Origin of the sequence: Microcystis sp. LEGE 00066, assembly GCF_015207925.1 — a bacterium.
GTDB classification, from domain to species: domain Bacteria; phylum Cyanobacteriota; class Cyanobacteriia; order Cyanobacteriales; family Microcystaceae; genus Microcystis; species Microcystis ichthyoblabe_A.
Genome location: NZ_JADEVX010000041.1, coordinates 1 through 20,680, shown reverse-complemented (window position 1 = coordinate 20,680; position 20,680 = coordinate 1). Strand labels below are relative to the sequence as shown.

18 protein-coding genes and 1 pseudogene are annotated in these 20,680 nt (G+C 42.6%); 10 read left to right on the top strand and 9 right to left on the bottom strand.

The annotated features are described in order from the left end of the window. The 5 genes from IQ224_RS08095 to IQ224_RS08075 form a co-directional block, all read right to left on the bottom strand. On the bottom strand, positions 1-1,338 hold the full coding sequence (locus tag IQ224_RS08095; protein WP_002747170.1) for an AAA-like domain-containing protein: 1,338 nt from the start codon (positions 1,336-1,338) through the stop codon (positions 1-3). Between the two features lie 446 nt (positions 1,339-1,784). Further along, positions 1,785-2,996: a glycosyltransferase gene (locus IQ224_RS08090; protein ID WP_036402385.1), complete on the bottom strand. Its 1,212-nt coding sequence runs from the start codon at positions 2,994-2,996 to the stop codon at positions 1,785-1,787. A 76-nt stretch (positions 2,997-3,072) separates the two neighbouring features. Further along, positions 3,073-5,697, bottom strand: a complete 2,625-nt coding sequence (locus IQ224_RS08085; RefSeq protein WP_194032812.1) for a methyl-accepting chemotaxis protein — start codon at positions 5,695-5,697, stop codon at positions 3,073-3,075. Positions 5,698-5,790: 93 nt separating this feature from the next. Next, entirely contained in the window at positions 5,791-6,321 is a 531-nt protein-coding gene (locus tag IQ224_RS08080; RefSeq protein ID WP_002747177.1) for a chemotaxis protein CheW, read from the bottom strand. 590 nt (positions 6,322-6,911) lie between these two features. Then, positions 6,912-7,061, bottom strand: a complete 150-nt coding sequence (locus IQ224_RS08075; RefSeq protein WP_002747179.1) for a hypothetical protein — start codon at positions 7,059-7,061, stop codon at positions 6,912-6,914. 845 nt (positions 7,062-7,906) lie between these two features. Between IQ224_RS08075 and hmpF the strand changes: the two genes are divergently transcribed. The 3 genes from hmpF (at position 7,907) to IQ224_RS08060 (ending at position 11,429) form a co-directional block, all read left to right on the top strand. After that, entirely contained in the window at positions 7,907-9,532 is a 1,626-nt protein-coding gene (gene hmpF / locus IQ224_RS08070) for a pilus motility taxis protein HmpF (RefSeq protein WP_002747182.1), read from the top strand. 593 nt (positions 9,533-10,125) lie between these two features. Further along, on the top strand, positions 10,126-10,350 hold the full coding sequence (locus IQ224_RS08065) for a hypothetical protein (RefSeq protein ID WP_002747187.1): 225 nt from the start codon (positions 10,126-10,128) through the stop codon (positions 10,348-10,350). Positions 10,351-10,619: 269 nt separating this feature from the next. Continuing rightward, positions 10,620-11,429, top strand: coding sequence for a squalene/phytoene synthase family protein (locus IQ224_RS08060; RefSeq protein WP_002747189.1), 810 nt, complete (start codon positions 10,620-10,622; stop codon positions 11,427-11,429). 299 nt (positions 11,430-11,728) lie between these two features. On the opposite strand, the gene petD is transcribed toward IQ224_RS08060, so the two are convergent. Both petD and petB read right to left on the bottom strand, forming a co-directional pair. Continuing rightward, entirely contained in the window at positions 11,729-12,211 is a 483-nt protein-coding gene (gene petD / locus IQ224_RS08055; protein ID WP_002738373.1) for a cytochrome b6-f complex subunit IV, read from the bottom strand. Positions 12,212-12,262: 51 nt separating this feature from the next. Next, entirely contained in the window at positions 12,263-12,931 is a 669-nt protein-coding gene (gene petB, locus IQ224_RS08050; RefSeq protein WP_002738970.1) for a cytochrome b6, read from the bottom strand. 282 nt (positions 12,932-13,213) lie between these two features. On the opposite strand from petB, the gene IQ224_RS24920 reads away from it, so the two are divergent. The 5 genes from IQ224_RS24920 to IQ224_RS08025 all read left to right on the top strand — a co-directional run bounded on the left by IQ224_RS24920 (position 13,214) and on the right by IQ224_RS08025 (position 18,318). Beyond that, entirely contained in the window at positions 13,214-13,693 is a 480-nt protein-coding gene (locus IQ224_RS24920; RefSeq protein WP_370583138.1) for an IS607 family transposase, read from the top strand. Next, on the top strand, positions 13,623-14,858 hold the full coding sequence (locus tag IQ224_RS08040; RefSeq protein WP_370583137.1) for an RNA-guided endonuclease InsQ/TnpB family protein: 1,236 nt from the start codon (positions 13,623-13,625) through the stop codon (positions 14,856-14,858). The genes IQ224_RS24920 and IQ224_RS08040 overlap by 71 nt, the downstream gene beginning before the upstream one ends. A 41-nt stretch (positions 14,859-14,899) precedes the next feature. Further along, complete coding sequence (locus IQ224_RS08035) at positions 14,900-16,336, top strand: circularly permuted type 2 ATP-grasp protein (protein WP_002747194.1); 1,437 nt, start codon at positions 14,900-14,902, stop codon at positions 16,334-16,336. A gap of 114 nt (positions 16,337-16,450) precedes the next feature. Beyond that, entirely contained in the window at positions 16,451-17,452 is a 1,002-nt protein-coding gene (locus IQ224_RS08030; RefSeq protein WP_002747195.1) for an alpha-E domain-containing protein, read from the top strand. Then, on the top strand, positions 17,452-18,318 hold the full coding sequence (locus IQ224_RS08025) for a transglutaminase family protein (RefSeq protein ID WP_002747196.1): 867 nt from the start codon (positions 17,452-17,454) through the stop codon (positions 18,316-18,318). Before IQ224_RS08030 ends, IQ224_RS08025 begins: the two co-directional genes overlap by 1 nt. A gap of 123 nt (positions 18,319-18,441) precedes the next feature. Here IQ224_RS08025 and IQ224_RS08020 read toward each other — a convergent pair whose 3' ends face one another. Together IQ224_RS08020 and IQ224_RS08015 are read right to left on the bottom strand one after the other, a co-directional pair. Continuing rightward, a complete protein-coding gene (locus tag IQ224_RS08020; RefSeq protein WP_084990023.1) occupies positions 18,442-18,651 on the bottom strand; it encodes a hypothetical protein in 210 nt (69 codons plus the stop codon). Between the two features lie 51 nt (positions 18,652-18,702). Further along, the gene (locus IQ224_RS08015; protein ID WP_002747200.1) at positions 18,703-19,917 is read right to left on the bottom strand and encodes a pentapeptide repeat-containing protein; all 1,215 of its coding nucleotides are present in this window, start codon (positions 19,915-19,917) and stop codon (positions 18,703-18,705) included. A 157-nt stretch (positions 19,918-20,074) separates the two neighbouring features. Between IQ224_RS08015 and IQ224_RS08010 the strand changes: the two are divergent. Then, positions 20,075-20,422, top strand: a pseudogene (locus tag IQ224_RS08010) (transposase family protein); the annotation flags it as partial. Positions 20,423-20,565: 143 nt separating this feature from the next. Then, on the top strand, positions 20,566-20,680 hold a 115-nt coding region (locus tag IQ224_RS08005), incomplete at its 3' end, for a helix-turn-helix domain-containing protein (RefSeq protein WP_194032814.1).

The window sequence follows — 20,680 nt, the reverse complement described above, 5'->3', positions numbered from 1 at the left end:
TTATACCGAACCAGTATATTGACTTATAAAGTATTTTTGATACAACTGACAACTGACAATTGCTTGATTTTCTCTGAGTTTAATTAAACCCATACTATTAAGTTTATAAGCAATAATTGGATTAACTATCATTGGTTGATTCCCTTGACAAATCTGTTGAAAAACATCGGCAAGTTCTGGTTGTTTTTGTAAAGTGACCCAGTGCAGCTGTAAATGAGAGGAATAAATCCCCGTTGATGTAGTTGCTGATTTGATTAAATCTGGCATCGTGATTCGCTCTTGGCTAAGATGATAAATCGCTAAATGAATCAAGGCAGGATGTCCCCCCACTAAGTCGATCAACTGTTGAATTTCGTTGTTTGCTAATTCATTTAATTGATATTTTTTGGCCAATTCTGCCACTTGTTCTTGATCAAAACCCTGTAACTCTATGGGTAATCCCACATTAAAAGGAGACTGTTCTAATCGCAGAGAAACATAAGATTCTGTGGATTGAACAATAATTAAACGTAATTTCTGCCACAGGGGAGATCGCTTAGATTCTTCATAACAAGCTCGGATTAAAGGTAAAAAATCTTCCGCTACTTTCGGATGTTCAAAGACTCGATGCACTCCATCTAAAGCCAATACTAGTGGCTGTTTGATTTCTCGTAAAATATACTCTTCAAAATAAATTGTCCAACTCATTTTAATTCCTATATCTTCATCCCAATAATCATCTAATTTGGCTTCTAAATTCAACTGCCGAGCGCAATTACGGCAAATCCAGCGTAAGAACTTGTTAAAATTTGCTATAATATCTTGGTCTGCTTTTTGTAAATCTAAACTAACAATTTGATAACCGAATTGCTGTTGACAAGCCTCTAAAATTGTTAATAATAAAGACGTTTTCCCCCATTTTTTGGGAGCTTTAATGCGTACTAACGCCCCAGATTGTCCGATTTCCTCGATAATTTTTGCTTCAAGTTTTGTTCGTTTTAGATAATAATAAGAATTATAGGGAACAGGAGCATCTGGGTATTCTGGACGCTCATTTTGGAGATATTCCTGACCGCAATACTGAAGCGATGTGGAGTTGGTAAAATGAGATTGTAGTCTAGATAAAAAATTTTTCTTATTGATCGTTTGTCCGATCAGTTGCGAGACTTTATCATAGAGTCCTGGGGCAACTACATTGGCAAGATAGCTGCTACTATAACCATTTTCTTGGGCAATTTCTTGATAGTTCTTTTTCTGCCAAAGTCCTCGCAATAATAATTGTTCTGTGTCATTGAGACAGCGATTCTCAAGCTTGAGCAGTTGCCGATTAAGAATCTCTTGGATTTCCTCGAATTTCATTATTTTTGTCCAAGGTAAGAAGATTTGAAGAAATAGATTGTTTGATTTTCCAGTTCCGTTGCAGCCAGAAACCCTGAATCTTGACATAACAGCACCGATTCAAAATAGAATTGGTATATTTGACAGACAAGCTGACGAGAACCAGTAACCGACAAAATTGTGCGATGGCAACCCTGAGAGGGATTAGTTTCCCCCCTTGCTAGGAAATTATAGCATTTCTTGTCAAGGTCAATTACACGGCAGCAATTATCTCTTGATCATTTCTATCAAAACCCCTAAGTCTTCCGCGTCTAACCCCTCGATAATCCTATTAACAATTAGTTCGGAAAAATCCTCACAGGAGTTGACTAGACAGGGTTTTAGCAATCAGGTGTACTGCATTTCAACTGCTTATTCGCAATTTAAATGCAGTGGCTGCTCCCAATCTTGCCAACAACTCTGAACAGTTACTGTTCATCCTTCAATACACTTGCTCCCAAAGCTTTTAGGGTTTCTTGTAGCATTTCAGCGCGAGAGAAATTACCCTGATCTTTCAATAATTGTAGGCCTTTTTGCCAAATCTCGATCGCCTCATTATAACTACCGAAAACTATATAAGCAACCCCTAGATTTTGGTAAATAGTGGGATTATCGGGGTTTAACTTGAGAGCTTTTTTATAAGCTTTAATCGATTCTGGTAGCCGGTGCAGTTGTTTGAGAACCAGTCCTAAATTATAGTAACCATCGGCATAGCTAGGATCAATTTCTACGGTTTTCTCAAATACAGATAAGGCAGTTTCGTATTTTTCTGCTTCGTATAATAACCCACCGAAATTATTATAAGCACCCAGTTTTAATTTATCTAAAATTGGCTGCTTAATCGCTTTAACGAAATGATCGCCTGATTGCTTAAATTCCTCCACTGAATAATAATAATTAGCGAGATGATAATATAACTCGTATAAAATATGTGGATTAGAGCCATGGCATTTTAAACCATGTTTGAGCAGCTTAAAACCCTCTTTATCCCTGCCAATCTTCAGATATAACCCTCCCAATTTACTACACACATAGGGATCGTGGGGATGTTGTTGATAAAAGCCCTCCATCGCTTTTCTTGCCCGTTCAAACTTATCTAGGCTGGCTATTTTATCGACGGTGTAACCGTAGTGAAAGATCGCAATTTCTGGCAGTTCAACTATTTTCCAATCAGGCTCTTTTTTTAATAAAATAGCCACATTATCATCAATAATTGAGTGATAGGGACGGGTAAAAGTGACTTGAGGATGTCGGCGAAATAGCCGCGAAATTAGAGAATAGGGTGATTGTATGGCTCCGATTTCATGGCGGATTAAATTAATAACTAAATTTTCCTCTTTTTCCATAGCCCGACGCATTTTCGGTACGATAGCAGGATTTAATTCCTCATCGGCATCAAGAACTAAAATCCAATCGCCAGTAACATATTTTAAAGCCTTATTTCTGGCCTCGGAAAAATTCCCCCGCCAATCGTAGCTAGGAACTATAGCACCGTAACTTTTAGCAATAGCAATCGTATCATCGGTCGAACCCGTATCCATAACGATCATCTCATCCACCACCCCTTTAACGCTATCCAAACAGCGCCGGAGATTTTCGGCTTCATTTTTGACAATCATGCAGAGACTAAGTTTAGGCATAACTTTACTCACTCTAGCGGTTAATCTTGAGCGATAGCAGCTGATCAATAACCCACTGATTACCACTCATCGATTACTAATTATCTTCCGAGTCTATCTTAAACCGTTCTACCGAAGAAAGCAGCTCCCGGGAGATACTCACCAATTTTTGCAAAGAACCCGCCACCTGTTGAGATTCTTGGGAAGTTTCCTGAGCGGTTAACTCCACCGACTGCATAACTTGGGCGACATTGAGGGAATTTTCCCGTTGTTTGACCGTATCGGCGGTAATCGATCGCACCAGCGTATCGATGCGGTTAGAAACTTGGATAATATCTTCTAGGGACTTCTTGGCCTGTTCCGAGCGCTCGGTGACATCGATAACCTGTTGAATCCCTTCCTCCATTGCCATCATTACCGAACCCGTTTCCGATTGAATCTGTAAAACGATCTGTTCAATTTCCTTAAGAGATTTAGCCGATCTATAGGCTAACTGACGTACCTCATCGGCCACCACCGCAAAACCGCGGCCTGCATCTCCTGCTCGCGCCGCTTGAATCGAGGCATTAAGAGCCAATAAATTGGTTCGCGAGGCAATCTGAGAGACTACTGCGACAATTTTCGAGATTTCCTGGGAAGCTTCTGCCAAACGCTTGACTTTTCGTGCCGTTTCTGATACCGTGTCGCGGATTTGCAGAATTCCCGCTACGGTTCTTTCCACGGAATCGCCCCCCTTGAGAGCGGTAATCGAGGAAGTGCGGGCGACTTCTTCGGCTTCCCTGGCGTTTTCTGCCACCCTTTGAATTGAGTCGGTCATCATCTGTACCGAATTAAGGGTGACGGCCAATTCCTCCGCCATCCGCAGGGCATCGCTAGACTGATTGCGGGCGAAAGATTCACTATTGGTACTGGCTTGATTCACCTGTTTTGCCGCTTTTTTCACCTGTCGGACAATTTCGCGCAGGTTTTGGATCGTCAAATTAAAAGCATCGGCCACCGCCCCTAAAACATCGGCACTTACCTCCGCTTCCACGGTCAGATCCCCCCGAGCCGCTCCTTCCACATCATCGAGAAGTCGAATCACTTGCCTTTGTAGATTTTTCCGTTCCCGTTCCGTTTCGGCGGCGCGGCCTTGGGCCAAGGTGGTGATAGTTGCCACCACCTTGGCCATCTGATTGAAACGATTGGCCAGTTGACCAAATTCATCTTCCGAGTAGATCGTCGCTTTAGCGTTAAAATTGCCTTCCGAAAGATGATCGAATTGGCTTTGCAAATCGTCGAGACTGCGCTTAATTTGACTAATTAGCAACTGTAAACCTAGCCAAGTTAGGGCAAAGGTTCCCAATCCAGTTAATAACATCATTGCTGGTTTCGGTTGACTCCAAGGAGAAAGGCTGGCTGGTGCTGGTGGTATTGGGGCTGTTTTGGGGGCAACTTTTGCAGAAAGCCAAGAGGTGGTGCTAACGGCAAAAATTAACACCACTGGGGTAATACCCGCTAAAGCCGCTAAAATTAGTTGTTTTTTGCCCAAAGAAGCGTTGACAAAAAAGGCTAATTTGCCCGGATTGACTTCCACCACTGGCCCGAACAGGCGCTCGGAAACAGGGCCAAGATGACTATCTCTTTTGTCATCGGGGATTTCTAGACGAGAAGGATGAAAACTAGGCTCTCCCACAGCAGAACTGGCATTAAGGCTCGCCCTGGGTTCGGGGACAAAACCAGCAGTTAAAGCTTCCTCTCCCGAACCGGTAAATAGCTCCGATTCCCCCAGTTCTTCGCCTATATCCGTCAGACGCAGTTGGGAAAAACCGTCTAAATCCTCATCATTGAGTTTTAGTTCTCTAAAATCTCTGGCTTCGTCTTCCTCGTATCTTTTTTGAGTCACTCTGCCCTGATTAAGGTCAGTTTTCGCCGCTTGTCGGCGGGGCAGTTCCGGGTCAATGGCAAAAGTGCTTGTTTCTGGGGCATCGGCATAGGATAACTCCTGATCTCGACCGGTGACGGGATTTTCCCGCCAGTCAGCCGTAAAAGTGGCTTCTCCCGTTGACCCTAACCCACCGCCCCACCCTTCCTGCAGCGGGTCAATCTCCGCTGCTTCCAAAAAGGGGAAAGGGGGTTCTCCATCCGCAGAATCCCCGGACCACTGGGAACCGTGAGAGCCTGAACCAGCCAGGATGAGGGAACTAAAGGCGGTTGCCTCGGATTCCCCAAAATCATCGCCATAGGAATCGACTGTACCCGCCGTAGGCTCTCCGAAATCCTCGTCATTGAAAAGACCACTATCCCAGTCCACTACCTCCTGTTGTCGCTCGATAGCAGCCGCTTGCGACCCCCCGGACAAAGAATTGCTGAAACCTTGACTGGGATCGAAAGCTGCCTCGCTGTAGGCAATGCTTTCCGCAGCGGCGATCATAAAATCTCCATTCTCGGCTTCAAAACGCGATTGCTGAATCTGATCGAGACCCCGTCGAGCATAATCTACCAGCTCAAAGAAATTGGCAGAATTTTTGGCCAATTCCAGCACTTTTTCGTAACGTCCCTCGGCCAAGCTGTATTGTTGTAGTCCGACATAAATGTGTCCCTGTAAAAGGATGACGTTGGCATCATCGGGATACTTGCTGATCATTTCTTTGACAATGACGGCGGCATCCTCAAGGTTGCCCTGACAATAGGCGGTGTTCGCCTTGCCATAGAGTTTCGCATATTCTTTCCCTGACGGCATTTGTCCCTCCCCTAGTAAAGATAAAGTGGTGAAGTAGTTAGTAGTTTCAAGAAATAATTACTATAAATTCTATTCTGCTATTTTTTTGAGGTTTTAAGCCGCCCAACGGCTAGAACGGAGTATGCCCAGATGATCGAGTAGTCTTAAGGTTTTTTTTGATTCTTGGCCCAGAATCCACTCTCCCCGCACGTATGGCGCGATCTGATCGGGAATACTGACGACACTACCTAGTTTATCTGGGTCGAGCCATTTCATATCTCCCAAACGTTGCACCGCTAAACCGAGGATCGTTTCCTGTTCTTCAATCACAATTACAGGGATTTCGGCTCGATCGGTGTTTAAGGGGCTGCTATCTCCCAAAAATTGCCCGATATCCGCCACCCAGATCACTTGACCCCGAAGATTGATCGTGCCGAGAAGCAAGGGTGAAGCATTGGGAATGGGGGTAATGCGATCGACTGGTTGCTGCATCACCTCGCGAATACCCACGGAACTAAGGGCAAACTCGTCCTGAGAGGGTAGATAAAATCGCAAGTACAGTTCACCGACGGGAGTTTCTAATTCCTGAGTGTCGGGGGCGGTATTTTGAGCGTCACCAGTAAAAAAATCGGTATCGTTAAGCATTTGTTTTGTTCTCCTGTAAGTAGGGTTTGCTGAAAAAGTTTGTTGGTGGGGTTAGTAGCCGGTCGTCAGTAGCCGGTCGTTTCAGGCTTTGTTGCCCTCTTTTTTGTACCAGCTTATGTACTATAAAAAGGATAATGCAAGGTTTTTGAATGTCCCAATCCTATATTCTTGTACTAACATCGGATTTTAACAGGTCAAAAGTCTTATTTTAAAAGGGTTTTACCATTATTCAGCAAGCCTTAAGTAATATTTGGGGCGGCGTTTTTAGCTATCTCGACCTATACCATGACTAGACTGTCCCTGGTGAAGGCGATTTTATCGGCGCAGCAGTTGTTTAACGATGCAAATGAACTCAATAGGTTCAAAGGGTTTGACAATGTAGGCATCGGCTCCGATTTTCGGTTCTTCCGAACTTACACTGTAGAAAATTCCTCAAGCTCCCTCTCTGCACAGCAAGGCTCTAAAGTTGATAAATATCAATCTAACAAAAACTCAAAGCCTTAGTGTACAAGCTTTACAAGCATGAGTTGTTGATAGTTTTACATGACAGGTTCGGTGGAACCCGATTTTCATGTCCTCTCAACCAGCAGTCATAACTCATTTTCGCTCAAAGGTTTGCTTAAATAATCGGTTGCCTCCACCATTTTGGCTTTTACCCTTGCCAGTGGCCCCCCTTGACTGGTTAAACCGTCGAGTTTTGGTAGGGCGATATCCCAGAGAATGAGAGCAGCTTCGATCACTATAGCCTGAGCGAGAGCTTCTTAGGGAAAAGATCCCAGGAATAGTTGGAATTTTCTAAAATACTCTCGACTTTTTCACCAATACTAAGATCGTCATCAATAGTTCTCCGATTCTTTGTCCTAGTTCAATCAATTGTAAAATACTGGGAATGTCAATCTCATTGAAGCTTCCTTGCCTAATTTCTCGGAATCTCCCCCACTAGACGCTATTTCTTTTAGTCTAGAATAACCTAGAACAGTTATCTTAATGGTGAGGTACGAAGTCTCTGGTCTTGGGCAATACTGGAAGAGGAGGTGTTAGTCTGGAGATGATGCCAAGTCTCGTCATACTTCATCTTGAGAAGAAACGCTGTCTTCCTTGCTCTTGCCACTAATAATAAATCTGATAAGCTAATTATGTAAGATATTTTTCAGCAAGCTTTGCTGCATTTAAACTAGCTTTGGCAATTTTCAGTACAAAAGGTCTAGCTTTCTATCCTTGCCTCTCGCTCTCACGCCGTCTTAAACGATAATTTAGATGTGTGGTCAGCTTATTCAAACTGCAGCCAGAGGTAAAAGGGGTCAGAAAACATCAGCCGATTTATGAGATTGACTGCCAAATTTTTTGAGACTAGGTCAGTAAATTGGTGCTTAAAAATCTTCAAAAATTTAAAATTTTCCAGTGGATAAGAGGAAAAATTGAGGACAAATGTATGTCTCAAAAAGAAAAACTTGAATAATAGAAATTTAAAATTTTTTGGCAGCCGATCAGTACACTGAAACTATAGACAGGCCGCTCCTAGCCTCGATCACCAACTCTCTCTAAAACCAATTACAAAAACTTTCATCACACAGGAAGACTAATCGTGCTATACCTTGCAGAAGTAAAAAAACAGACTAGAGGTTTTATCAGTGGTTACAAAACCGAATTGAAACTATTGGCCTGTCAGCATAAAGATCAGACGTGGAGTGCCATAGCGGGAAACGATATTTTAAGCTGCGACGAAACTAACTCCATAGGAGAAGGTGCGCTTCTCTTGGTGAATTTGAGCGATAATCGTCAACTGCAAGGAAAACCAGAATTAGCGGGAGCGGAGATCGTGCGACAACTGCAAAAGATTTCCCGTTTGATCGAACGCAATAAGGAAGATCAAGAGAAAATCGCTCAGTGGAAACAATCCCTCACCTATCAAAGCGAGATTCTCAACCGCCAGAAAATGGAAATGGAGGAAAGAATTGAGCAAATTGAGCGCATAGAAGCAGAATTCGATTATTTAGAGGGCAAAAGACAAGAACTGGAAAACCTAAAACAACAATTGATAGAGCAACAGCGACACCTGGAAGAAGAACAAATAAATTTCAACTCCTTCCCCAATCTTTCCCCAGAACAACAACAATTTATTCGCTCTCTAGCGGAGAGTTTAGCCAATAATCACGATCTGGGTAATTCTCCCTCACAAATTCTCTATTCAACTCTTGAATCTGTGCAGGGACAACAGACTATTTTAAATAGTTGTTGGCAAAGTTTAGAGGAGCAGAAAAAAGCTGTAGAAAATCGCCAGGTCGTCAACGAACAAATGCTCAATCATCTCAAACAAAGAGCCAGGGAATTAAAGACAAGTCGCAGTGTTTTGGAAACAGCGAAAATACAACTACAAATACAAGAAACTGTTCTGAGTCAAAAACAGGAATTATTCGATCACCTTAACCTCACCCTACAAACCACTGATTCTACTCGACAAATGCTCCTTCGTCTCGCCCAAGCAGCAGACCTAGATTTTGATGGTAAAATCGATCTAGAAGCTCTTGAAAAAATGCCTTTAGAAAAATTGGAGAGCTTAGTTAACAATTTACAAACAGACCTCGATCGCTTGGAAATTTTTGTCAACGACCAAGAGGAAGAATTAACTCTCCAATCTCAAACTGTGGAAGAATTAGAGGCAAGAATGGCCACAATAGATGAATCCCAGCGAGCTAATTTAGAGGCGGAATTAGCCGAGGAACAGGAGAGAAAAGGAATGCTGGCAGAAACTTTGTTCGGACAAAGACGGAATCTTCGGGAAAGGCAAGCTATTTGCTCTCAACATCTGAAAATTCTGCAACGCAGACAGGGAATTTTATCCCCAGAAGATGCCCAAAAATGTAGCTTTGAACCAGTGTTAATTCTCCTGGAGGATAGTTATCAAAATAATCTCCAAGAAAGTCAACGTTTAGCCGCAGAAATCAAGGAGCTACAAGAGGATTTACAAAAAAACAGAGATACTATTGATGAGCAATGCTCGGATTTAGAGCAAAAAACTCGTGAATTTGAAGAACAGGAGCGACAATGGCGCGATGCTAATCTGGCATTAGTGCGTTTAAAAACTCAGATGCAACAGTACGAAACTTTCCTGCAACCCGTGCAGGATCATCTCGATCAAATCCATCAAAAACTAGAAAATATCTCCCATTGGTTTATACCTATGGAATCTAATGTTATTGCATATCATTAAGCTATTAACAGTTAGGTTTAATGGTTCTTCGGTTTGTGTTATGCAATGGACTGGGGTTATAAGGGATGGAACCCTTATGTAGAAAGGCATTTGGCGATTTTTGTCAATTGTTTTTTATCTAGAGCGAACTCATCAATTAAGTCTCTTGCCAGATAAGGATTTAGTCAATTTATGCCCCCCTATCGAACCATAACAAGTAACGAAGAGCCGGCTTAATTAGGGTTTCTGAACAAATAATACAGGGTAATTCAGAAAAAGATTTCTCCCTTCTTGCCGATAACTTTTATAGCTTTTTATCTATGGATAAAATAATTTAGATCAATTTAACTCTAGGTTAGATGTGATATAGACTAGGACTAGTAATTTATACTCAAATAGCTATGAGACAATCCGATCGAGAAATAATAATTCTAGCGGCTGTGGCCTCCCTCTTAGCGGTGGTGGCGGAAGTAGCGATCGCTTTTTAGATAAAAAAAACTGATTTATGGGGTTAAATTCTGCCAAAATTGACAATCAATGTCGAGCAAAGATATCGATAGAATGCTCGTAACAGGGGCGGCAATTGCGATCGCCTCGATCGGGGAAATCAAAGCATGAGTGTTAGTGTAACGGGTCAGGTAAAAAGAATCGAAATAGGCACGGGAACTTGGGCATTAATTGCCGATAACGGTCAAACCTACGAATTAATGGAACCGACCGCCGAATTAATCCAAACAAAGGCAAAAGTGACAGTTATAGGTCAAATTCGCTCGGATGTGATGACTCTGGCCATGATCGGGCCAATTCTACAAGTGACCTCCTTTCAATCCCTGCCATGAAACCGCAAAATACTGCTTAAAAACGGGCAAAAACCGCTTTTTAAGCCTGTAATCTCGAAAAATTGCCGTAATTGTCCCTCAGCTATACGAGAAAGAAGAATTGTCAAGAAAACCCTAATGGTTGATTTTTTCGAGAATAATCGGGAAATTTTGAATAATCATACTACAATAGACAGCAACTTTGTCTTAGGAACATCGGAATCACCTAAACCGATCTATCTGATTGGTTTAACTCGTAGTTACCTAAGTTGGCGTGAGGAGTGGACTGAATGAATTTGCGCGATAATGCTTTAACGATTCTGCAAGAAACGAGTCGAACTTTTTATATTCCCATAAGTCGTTTACCGGATCGTCTGCTCGAGGCAGTAGCCTCAGCTTATCTCTGTATGAGGGCGATCGATGAAGTAGAAGACCATCCCGACCTAGATAACTTCAGTAAAGCCCAGATATTAAGACAAATTAGCCTGAATTTACAAGCAGGTACCCAAAATTCTACCAAAGAGGATTTTACTTTTGGCTTAGTCCATCGGGAGATTTTGCCGGAAGTCACCCTGAGAATTGGCGAATGGGCAATGTTAGCACCGGATTCGATCGCCCCCCGGGTTTGGGATGCCACGGCGGCCATGGCCGATCGCATGGCCTACTGGGCCGGGAATAACTGGGATATTCGCACAGAAGTGGAATTAGATCAATATACCTTTAGTGTGGCCGGTGCCGTGGGTTTATTGCTGTCTGACCTCTGGAATTGGTACGACGGCACTCAAACTAATCGCAGTTATGCCATCGGTTTTGGTCGGGGTTTACAAGCGGTTAATATTGCCCGCAACCATGGCGAGGATCGGCGCCGGGGGGTAAGTTTTCTGCCCCAGGGTTGGACAATTAGTGATATTCATGATTATGCCCGTCGTAATCTGAAATTAGCCGATTATTACACTCAATCGCTGCCTAATGGGCCAGCCCTTGATTTTTGTAAGATTCCCCTCGCTTTAGCCCATGGCACTCTCGAAGTCCTAGCTTTAGGTAAGGAAAAACTCAGCCGCAGCGATGTTATCGCTTTGGTACAACAAATTACCCGTTAGAGGAAATCACAATTAGGGTTGGCTGAATAAATCTAAAAACCTTGTTGGGTAAGACTTTTAGACTTTTTGTCAATCAAAAAGTACCGGACTGGGAGTGATCAGGGGGAAAATTCCTGGACTTTTTCCCTGAAAATTAGGTAGTTGACCACCTGAAAATCGGTAAAACCCTACACCCCACACCCCACACCCTGCCCCCAAGAAAAACTTTTTGCCGCAAACCCCAATTAAAATTGCCCACGATCGCTCTTCCAAAGTCAGGAATCACAAGCGTGGGCAAAAAACCGGTGAAGTTCAGTAACTTAGAACAAACCGAGAGTTAAAGATATATCGATGGGGAAAGTGGCACCAATACCTAACCAAATCGTCACCACAGTACCAAATAGGAAGATAGCGGTAGCGACGGGACGACGGAAAGGATTTTGGAATTTATTGACGCTTTCAATAAAGGGAACTAACATCAAGCCTAGGGGAACGCCAGCCATGCAAGCGATACCTAAGAGTTTGTTAGGAAGAATACGGAGAATTTGGAAAACGGGATAAAGATACCACTCTGGCAGAATTTCTAAGGGAGTAGCGAAAGGATCGGCAGGTTCACCGATCATGGTGGGATCCATAATCGCTAAACCGGTGCAGAGTCCGATCGTACCAAAGATCACCACCGGGAAGACATAGAGCAGATCGTTGGGCCAAGCGGGTTCACCGTAGTAGTTGTGACCCATACCTTTAGCCAACTTAGCGCGGAGAGCGGGATCGCTGAGATCGGGCTTTTTTAATGTGGACATGGATAATGTCTCCTAAAAATGATTTCGGATCGACAGAGATATTTTTCTGAATTATAGAGGCCCAGAAATGCCTTGTTTACGGATCATCAAGAAATGTAGCAACATGAAGACCGCGATCGACCAGGGTAGTACAAAAGTATGCAAGCTGTAGAAACGGGTTAAAGTTGCTTGACCGACGCTTTCGCTACCGCGCATCAGGGTGACGAGTTGATCACCGACGACGGGAATAGCAGCAGGTACACCGGAAACAATTTTAACCGCCCAGTAACCCACCTGATCCCAGGGTAAGGAGTAACCGGTGACACCGAAGCTAACGGTTATTACGGCCAGGACAACCCCAGTTACCCAGGTTAATTCGCGAGGTTTTTTGAATCCACCGGTCAGGTAAACGCGGAAAACGTGCAGGATCATCATTAACACCATCATACTGGCGGACCAGCGATGGATAGAACGAATTAACCAGCCAAAGTTAACTTCGTTCATGATGTACTGTACGGAGGAGAGGGCCTCTGCTACAGTGGGTTTGTAGTAGAAGGTCATGGCGAAACCAGTGGCAAACTGGATCACGAAGCACACAAGGGTGATACCACCCAGACAGTAGAAGATATTGACGTGGGGGGGAACGTATTTGGTGCTGATATCATCAGCGATCCCTTGAATTTCTAAGCGTTCCTCAAACCATTGATAGGCTTTAGAATCCGTTACTTGTTTGGTAAACATCGCGTAACCAGTAAGAAAAATGAAAGATTTAAGGTGTGACCTTTAAAAAATGTAACACAGTTTTCAGGGCTAATTCTCGCTCCGGTCAGGTTTCTCCACCGGTGGGGATCAATTGGCGATCGCCAGCCTCAAAAAACGTAACTTCCTAAAATTTCCCTTAAAATGTCTCCTAGACTACAAAAAATCGAGCTAATTGTCCGACACTGGGAATAGGTAAGGTTGACAGCTAGTTACTGATTTGCTCACATTGACCTACATACTCCACTATTTAGGCGAACGTTTGTGACCCTAAGAAAAGCCGTTGAGCTATGGGGATTACATCCCAATACATTAAGAGAATATGCCGATGAAGGGAAAATCAAAAGTATCAAAAACGAAGCAGGGCAACGATTATACGATGTCCAGTCTTACGTCAATGGTGCAGCTAGAGCTTCCCTTGTTTGCTACTGCCGAGTCAGTTCAATCAAGCAACGAGATGACCTTGAGAGACAAGTCAGCTTTATGCGCGGATTCTATCCAGAGGCAGAAATCATCAAAGACCTCGATAGTGGGCTTAACTTCCAAAGAAAAAGACTTAGAGCCATACTGGACAGATTATTGTGGGGAAATAAACTCACAATTGTTATGTCCACACTGGACAGATTATGCCGATTTAGATTCGAGCTTATACAGTACATGGTCGAACAAAACGGTGGCAAAATCTTGGTTCTCGACCAAACTGTTCACAGTCCCGAATCAGAACTTACAGCAGACTTGTTATAAATACTTCACATCTTCTCTTGCCGAATGTCCAGACTCAGGAAGTACGCTCAAAAAATCAAAGAAAGTACGGATTTATCCAACAACAGAACAGAAGAAACTGATGAAACACTGGTGGGGAGTATCTCGGTTTGTCTTCAACCAAACCATTAAATATCTACAGGAACCAGATAGAAAAGCTAATTGGAAGGCTATCAAGACCGGAATCATTAATGATTTACCAGAATGGGCTAAAGAAGTCCCCTACCAGATTAAATCAATAGCAGTCAAAGACTCTTGTGAAGCCGTTCAAAATGCTCAAAGAAAATATCAAAAAACTGGGGAAATCCAGAAAGTAAAATTCCGTTCCCGTAAAGATAAACAGCAATCATGTTATATTCCTAAGTCAGCCATTTCAGAAAAAGGAATATATCACACAAAATTAGGGCAAATACGCTTCACCGAATCACTGCCCGACAATTTTGGGGATAGCCGATTAGTATCCAGAAATGGACAATACTATTTAGCTATTCCCCATGAGGTGCAACGATGCGAATCCGATAACCAAGGACGCATTGTCGCCCTAGACCCCGGTGTTAGAGATTTTCTGGCACTATTCTCGCCTAATAGTTTTGGCTCAATCGGGAGTCAGGATATAGGTAAAATCCAACGATTATGCTATCACCTTGATGATTTAATTTCTCGTTCTACCAAAGTTAATGCTAAAACCAGAAACCGTTATCGAAAAGCAGCTAATCGACTAAGAAATAAAATCAGGAATTTAGTAGATGAACTTCATCATCAAGTTGCTAGATTCCTAGTTGATAACTTTGATGTGATTCTTTTGCCTACTTTTGAAGTGTCAGAAATGGTTCTAAAAAATAGCAGGAAGATTCGCTCAAAATCTGTTAGACAGATGCTTAACTGGTCTCATTACCGATTTAAGCAATTTCTCAAGCATAAGGCTTTTGAGATGGGTAAATTAGTAATAGACTGCTGTGAAGCCTATACGTCGAAAACAGTTAGCTGGACTGGTGAATTAATACATAACTTAGGTGGAAAAAAAGTCATTAAATCCAAGATTGATGGCAAGACGATGGATAGAGATATTAATGGCGCACGAGGAATTTTTCTTCGTGCTTTGGGAGATACCCCCTCTTTAAGAGACTCTCTTAGAGTGCATTGTTAATGTATGTTAGCAAAAAAGTATCGGTATGAAATGAGGTCAGCGTGCTATTAAATACCTACGATCCCGAAGGCTTCTACGACGAACTATTCTTGGATGATGGTCAACCTCGTCCCCACTCGTCCCCTTTAATCAAATGGTTGCAGAATCTGCCGCCTCGAGAACTTCAACAACACCGGGAAACCGCTCAGTCGGCCCTGTTTGAATTGGGGGTGACTTTCAATGTCTATAGCGACAATCAAGGGGTAGAAAAAATCTTTCCTTTTGATATTATTCCCCGAATTGTCTCGGCTGAGGACTGGGATTATTTGGAAAGAGGACTGAAACAACGCATCAAAGCTCTCAATCTTTTTCTCTCCGATATCTACAATGACCAGTTAATCATTAAAGATGGCATTATTCCCCCCGAATTAATCGCCTCGGCGACGGGATTTCTGAAACCCTGTCTGGGACTGAAACCCGCCGGAGGTATCTGGTGTCACATCACGGGAACCGATTTAGTCCGCGATAAAGATGGTCAATGGTACGTTTTAGAGGATAATTTGCGGGTTCCTTCCGGTATTTCTTATGTCCTCGAAAATCGTCGGGTAATGAAAAGCACTTTCCCCGATATTTTCCAGACAATGAATGTTAAACCGGTGGATGATTATCCTTCCCATCTGTTGGAAACTCTCCTTAATTTAGCCCCAGCCCAATTACCTAATCCCACCGTAGTAGTTTTAACCCCCGGAACCTATAATTCTGCCTACTTTGAACATTCTTTTATCGCCCAACAAATGGGGGTAGAATTAGTGGAAGGGCGTGATTTAGTCGTCTTTGATGGTTATCTACAAATGAAAACCACCAAGGGATTAAGAAGGGTAGATGTGGTATATCGTCGCCTCGATGATGACTTTTTAGATCCGGCGGTTTTTCGTCCCGATTCGATGTTAGGTGTACCCGGATTATTAAAAGTTTTTCAGGAAGGCCGCGTCGCTTTAGCTAATGCTCCGGGTACGGGAGTCGCCGATGATAAGGTTATTTATGCTTTTGTCCCCGATATGATTCGTTATTATCTGGGAGAAGAAGCGATTTTAAATAACGTTCCTACCTATCTTTGTTGGCGAGAAAAGGACTTAGATTATGTCTTAAATAATCTCGATAAGTTAGTTGTGAAAGCCGCTAATGAGTCGGGAGGTTATGGGATGTTAGTCGGTTCTCAAACTACCTCGAAAGAACGAGAAGAATTTGCCCCACGCATTGCCGCTAATCCCCGCAATTATATCGCTCAACCGGTGTTAAGTCTTTCTAGGGTTCCCACTTTAATTGACACGGAAGTTGAAGGTCGTCATGTGGATTTACGTCCCTATATTCTCCATCGGGGCGATGAAATTTATGTGCATCCCGGGGGGTTAACTCGCGTGGCTTTGAAAAAGGGTTCTTTAGTGGTTAATTCCTCTCAAGGTGGTGGCAGTAAAGATACTTGGGTTTTAACCAAGTAATCAGGACAATAATCAAAATTTTGGTGGGTTACGGCCAAAATTAAATCATGAGTCGAGTGCATAAATTATTTTCGCCCAATCCACCCTAACCTTTTCACTTTTTCCCAGTTAATTATGCTTAGTAGAGTTGCTGATTCAATTTATTGGTTAAATCGCTATATTGAACGGGCAGAAAATGTCGCCCGGTTTATGGATGTTAACCTTAATTTAATGTTAGATATTCCCACCAGTGTTTTGCAACAGTGGGAACCTTTGGTTTTAACCACGGGAGATTTAGAACAATTCAAGAAACGTTACGGCACAGCCACCGCAGAAAATGTGATCAATTTCTTGACATTTGACACGGAATATAGTAGTTCAATTATCTCTTGTTTGCGCTGGGCGCGAGAAAATGCTCGGTCAGTTCGCGAGATTATTTCTTCGGAAATGTGGGAACAGGTTAATGGTTTTTTCTTGATGGTAAAAGATGCTTCCTCTTACCATCCTCAAACTACTTTACCTAACTTTTTTACTCAAGTTAAATTGGCTAGTCACCGTTTTGCGGGGGTAATGGATGCAACGATGACTCATAATGAAGGTTGGCATTTTGGCGTTATGGGAAGATTACAGGAACGCGCCGATAAAACCGCCAGAATTCTTGATGTTAAATACTATTATCTCTTGCCTTCCGCCCAATGGGTGGGAACTTCTCTAGACCAAATTCAATGGATTGCTTTACTGCGGTCGGTCAGTGCCTACGAAATGTATCGTAAATGTCAACGACGGATTACTCCTAGTGACGTGGCTGAATTTTTAATTCTTAACCGAGAATTTCCTCGTTCAATTCACTTTTGTCTGCGGGAATTAGACCACTGTCTGCATCAAGTTACAGGGACTCCTATAGGAACTTGGGGCAATTCAGTAGAAAGAAGTTTAGGGCGACTTTGTGCCGAAATGAGTTATCTAACTATCGAGGATGTTATTGAGATGGGATTGCATGAATTCCTCGACCATATTCAAAAAAGAGTTAATGATGTGGGGATAAAAATGACAGAAACTTTCTTTGTTTTTAATCCCGAACTTGCCTCACCTCTGCCAGTAAATAACTTTCAATATCAATCCCAATTAACAACTTAATGCGTTATCACATTCGGCATCAAACTAACTATTTATATAATCAACCCGTGATTTTATCACCCCATCTGCTGCGCTTGCGACCAAAATCCGATGGTGGGCAAACTTTGCGAGAGTTCACGCTCAAAATTAACCCAGAACCTTTAACAATAACTAATATTATCGACCTCGATGGCAATTCTTGTTTACAAATTTGGTTTAATCAACCGACGGAAGAATTATTGATTGATGTGGTGAGTGAAGTGGAAACCCATGGGGTTAATCCTTTCCAGTATTTATTGGAACCTTGGGCGACCTGTCTACCCTTTGATTATCCCATTTCCCTCCACAGCCAATTACAACCCTACAGACAATTTTATGGGTTAAATAATGACCCCGATGTGGCAGCACTAGCCCAGGAAGTTATGCAGGAAACCGAGGGACATGTGCTATCTTTCCTGTTTAATCTTAATGACAAAATTTACCGAAATTGTCAGCAAATTATTCGTCTTAACGGGGAACCCTATCTACCCGGAAACACTTGGAAAAATAAGCAGGGTTCCTGTCGCGATTTTGTGGTTTTATTTATGGATGTGTGTCGCTGTGTGGGATTGGCTTCCCGTTTTGTCAGTGGCTATCAAGAAGGAGATTTAGACCAAGAAGAAAGACATTTACACGCTTGGGTAGAGGTGTATTTGCCGGGGGGCGGCTGGAAAGGTTATGATCCTACCCATGGATTAGCGGTGAGTGACCGTCATATTAGCCTCGTTTCTAGCCCAATTCCCCGTTATTGCGCGCCAGTAGAGGGAAATGCTCGACCGGTTAGCCTGGGTCATCAAGTGATAGAATCTCACCTATCATCGACAATTGCGCTTGATTTGTTATCTTGAGGATGATTCTTTATTGGAGTTACTAATATGTTAGAAATGGCGCAAGTTTGGACTAAAAAAAAGTGCGGCAAGTCGATGCTATAGCCCTAACTAGAACTGCGCTAAAGCGAAACTACAAACCTATCAGAAGCCTAATATTCCCAAAATTATCGGTAAGGCTTTTTGACAGGCTTGGGCAAGTTTGCTGGCAGGTTCCAAAGCTTTAGCAATTGTTTCAAGAAAATGGTTCTTCGTTACTTGGTATGGTTCGATAGGGGGGCATAAATCGACTAAATCCTTATCTGGCAAGAGATTTAATTGATTAGTTCGCTCTAGATCAAAAACAATTGACAAAAATCGCCAAATGTCTTTCTCTATAAGGGTTCCATCTCTTATAACCTCCATTCATTGCATAACACAAACCGAAGAGCCAAGAAAATTAACCGCTCGTTGGGCTTTCTTTTGCAATCCGGCATCATCAGGATTTTGACTAGCTTGGGCAATCTTTTTCACTTGATTGGCGGCTTCGGCTTTTTCTTCTTCATCTAAATGGCTGTCAATTTCAATCGCCTGGGTTAGTTCTTGCAGTAAGGCTTTAAGTTGGGCATTTTCTGGGGAAGCATCGGCTGCAATTTGGTTAATGGTATTGGTTACATCGCCGATGATTTCGCCGAAATTGACGGCAGAATTATTAATATCGCGGATGGTAATATTTCGGGAACTGTCGTTACTGTTGCTCATGGCTTTTGCTTCTACATTAATGGGACGGTTGGCGAGGGTTTTGGTAATTTCCATCATATCAACACTTTGTTGGCGATAGATGGCAATTTCCGTCTCTTTGGCGGTGAGTTGTGCCTTATATTGGGCTTCGATGGCTGCGAGTTGTAGTTGATAATTTTGGTTAAATTCTTGATGAATTTTCTCTTTATCAGTGTCGGACGGTACATGGACTTTTACCACTATCACGCCATCTCCTTTATTGGCAATGCTCTGCACCTGAAGCGGCGTATTTTCATTCTGCACTTGCACTTCTTTTAAGGCGGCGATGAAAGCTTTCCAATCTACCCCATTGCGGAAAATCAGGTCAACGGTGTCGAACATTTCGGCAAACAATTTAGTAAATTCGCCGGGTTGAAATTCGCCACTGCTGGGGCGGCGCTCTTTCTGCCCATTAAGCAGGTAAATATACTGACAGTCCACCTCATCCAGTTGGGTGGTGGCATCAATATTCCAATTTTCCACGCAAGCACCCGTCAGAGTAGCATGGCGCAAATCGGCATTGACGGCGTTGACTTCGGTGAGGTTTGCCCCCGCAAGGTTGGCGTATTGCAAGCTGGCTTCACTGATATCGGCGAGGCGCAAGTTGGCAGCTTGCAGGTTTGCCCCCTCCAGATATGCCCCCCGTAAATTGGCTCTGGCAAAGTCTTTTCCGGCTCCGGTGCGGCAATCAATCAAAAATTCTCTAACCTGGGGATTGGCTAATAAGGTATTGCCGGGGCGGGCTAATTCCAATTTAATTGCTTGTTTAAAAATTGTTTTATTCAAGATTGCCTGATTAAAATTGGTACTTTTTAAGGTGGCTCCTGTAAAATCTGTGGCTCTTCGGGAATTGTTATGCAAATAATTAACTTAAAATAAAATTCGATGAGAGTACCTACGCCTAAAAGTAGCTGAAATCTATACAGGGAGACACTTACGGCACAAACAAGTTAATATCAAAAGATAGACAATCGAGTTAAGATTTGATATAATAGCCAAAAACCAGAGTATTTTACTTATGATACTTGACAAATTTTTGAACCTAAAAGGAACGTCTATTCAAGGCTATCTACACCTAGAAAATATCGGTATAGTTTGCCAAATCGAATCGAAAAATCAAAAAGCAATCTGTCCTCGTTGTGGGTTAGAGAGCGATAAACTCCACCAAAATCATCGACATTTAGTCAAAGATTTACCAATCTCAGGTCAACCAGTGTACCTACAGGTTAATCGTCGTCAATTTAAGTGCGATAATTGTCGAAAACCCTTTAGTGAAGAGTTAGATTTTGTCGCCAAGAAACGAACCTATACGAAAAGACTAGCCGAGAATATACTCGAACAATTAAAAGAAGGAGATATTTTAAATGCGCCAATTCAAAAATGAAACGCCGCCAATTCAAAAATGAAACGCATCAACCTCAAGAGTTGACAAAGAAAGGCTCATCAGGTACTGTCTGATCATTAACAAAAACAAATCAGACCCAAAAACGAAGCTCCCAACATCTTAACATAGAACAAAGAAACTGGCTCTACCAACTTAGTCAGGAGGGAAATTTATCTCAACGGCAAATGGCCGTCTGGCTCGGATGTCATCAAAGCACAATATCACGGGAATTAAAAAGGA

Coding starts and splice junctions, on each gene's coding strand:
- IQ224_RS08095 (WP_002747170.1), bottom strand. CDS start 1,338: ATGAAATTCGAGGAAATCCAAGAGATTCTTAATCGGCAACTGCTCAAG.
- IQ224_RS08090 (WP_036402385.1), bottom strand. CDS start 2,996: ATGCCTAAACTTAGTCTCTGCATGATTGTCAAAAATGAAGCCGAAAAT.
- IQ224_RS08085 (WP_194032812.1), bottom strand. CDS start 5,697: ATGCCGTCAGGGAAAGAATATGCGAAACTCTATGGCAAGGCGAACACC.
- IQ224_RS08080 (WP_002747177.1), bottom strand. CDS start 6,321: ATGCTTAACGATACCGATTTTTTTACTGGTGACGCTCAAAATACCGCC.
- IQ224_RS08065 (WP_002747187.1), top strand. CDS start 10,126: ATGAGTGTTAGTGTAACGGGTCAGGTAAAAAGAATCGAAATAGGCACG.
- IQ224_RS08060 (WP_002747189.1), top strand. CDS start 10,620: ATGAATTTGCGCGATAATGCTTTAACGATTCTGCAAGAAACGAGTCGA.
- petD (WP_002738373.1), bottom strand. CDS start 12,211: ATGTCCACATTAAAAAAGCCCGATCTCAGCGATCCCGCTCTCCGCGCT.
- petB (WP_002738970.1), bottom strand. CDS start 12,931: ATGTTTACCAAACAAGTAACGGATTCTAAAGCCTATCAATGGTTTGAG.
- IQ224_RS08030 (WP_002747195.1), top strand. CDS start 16,451: ATGCTTAGTAGAGTTGCTGATTCAATTTATTGGTTAAATCGCTATATT.
- IQ224_RS08025 (WP_002747196.1), top strand. CDS start 17,452: ATGCGTTATCACATTCGGCATCAAACTAACTATTTATATAATCAACCC.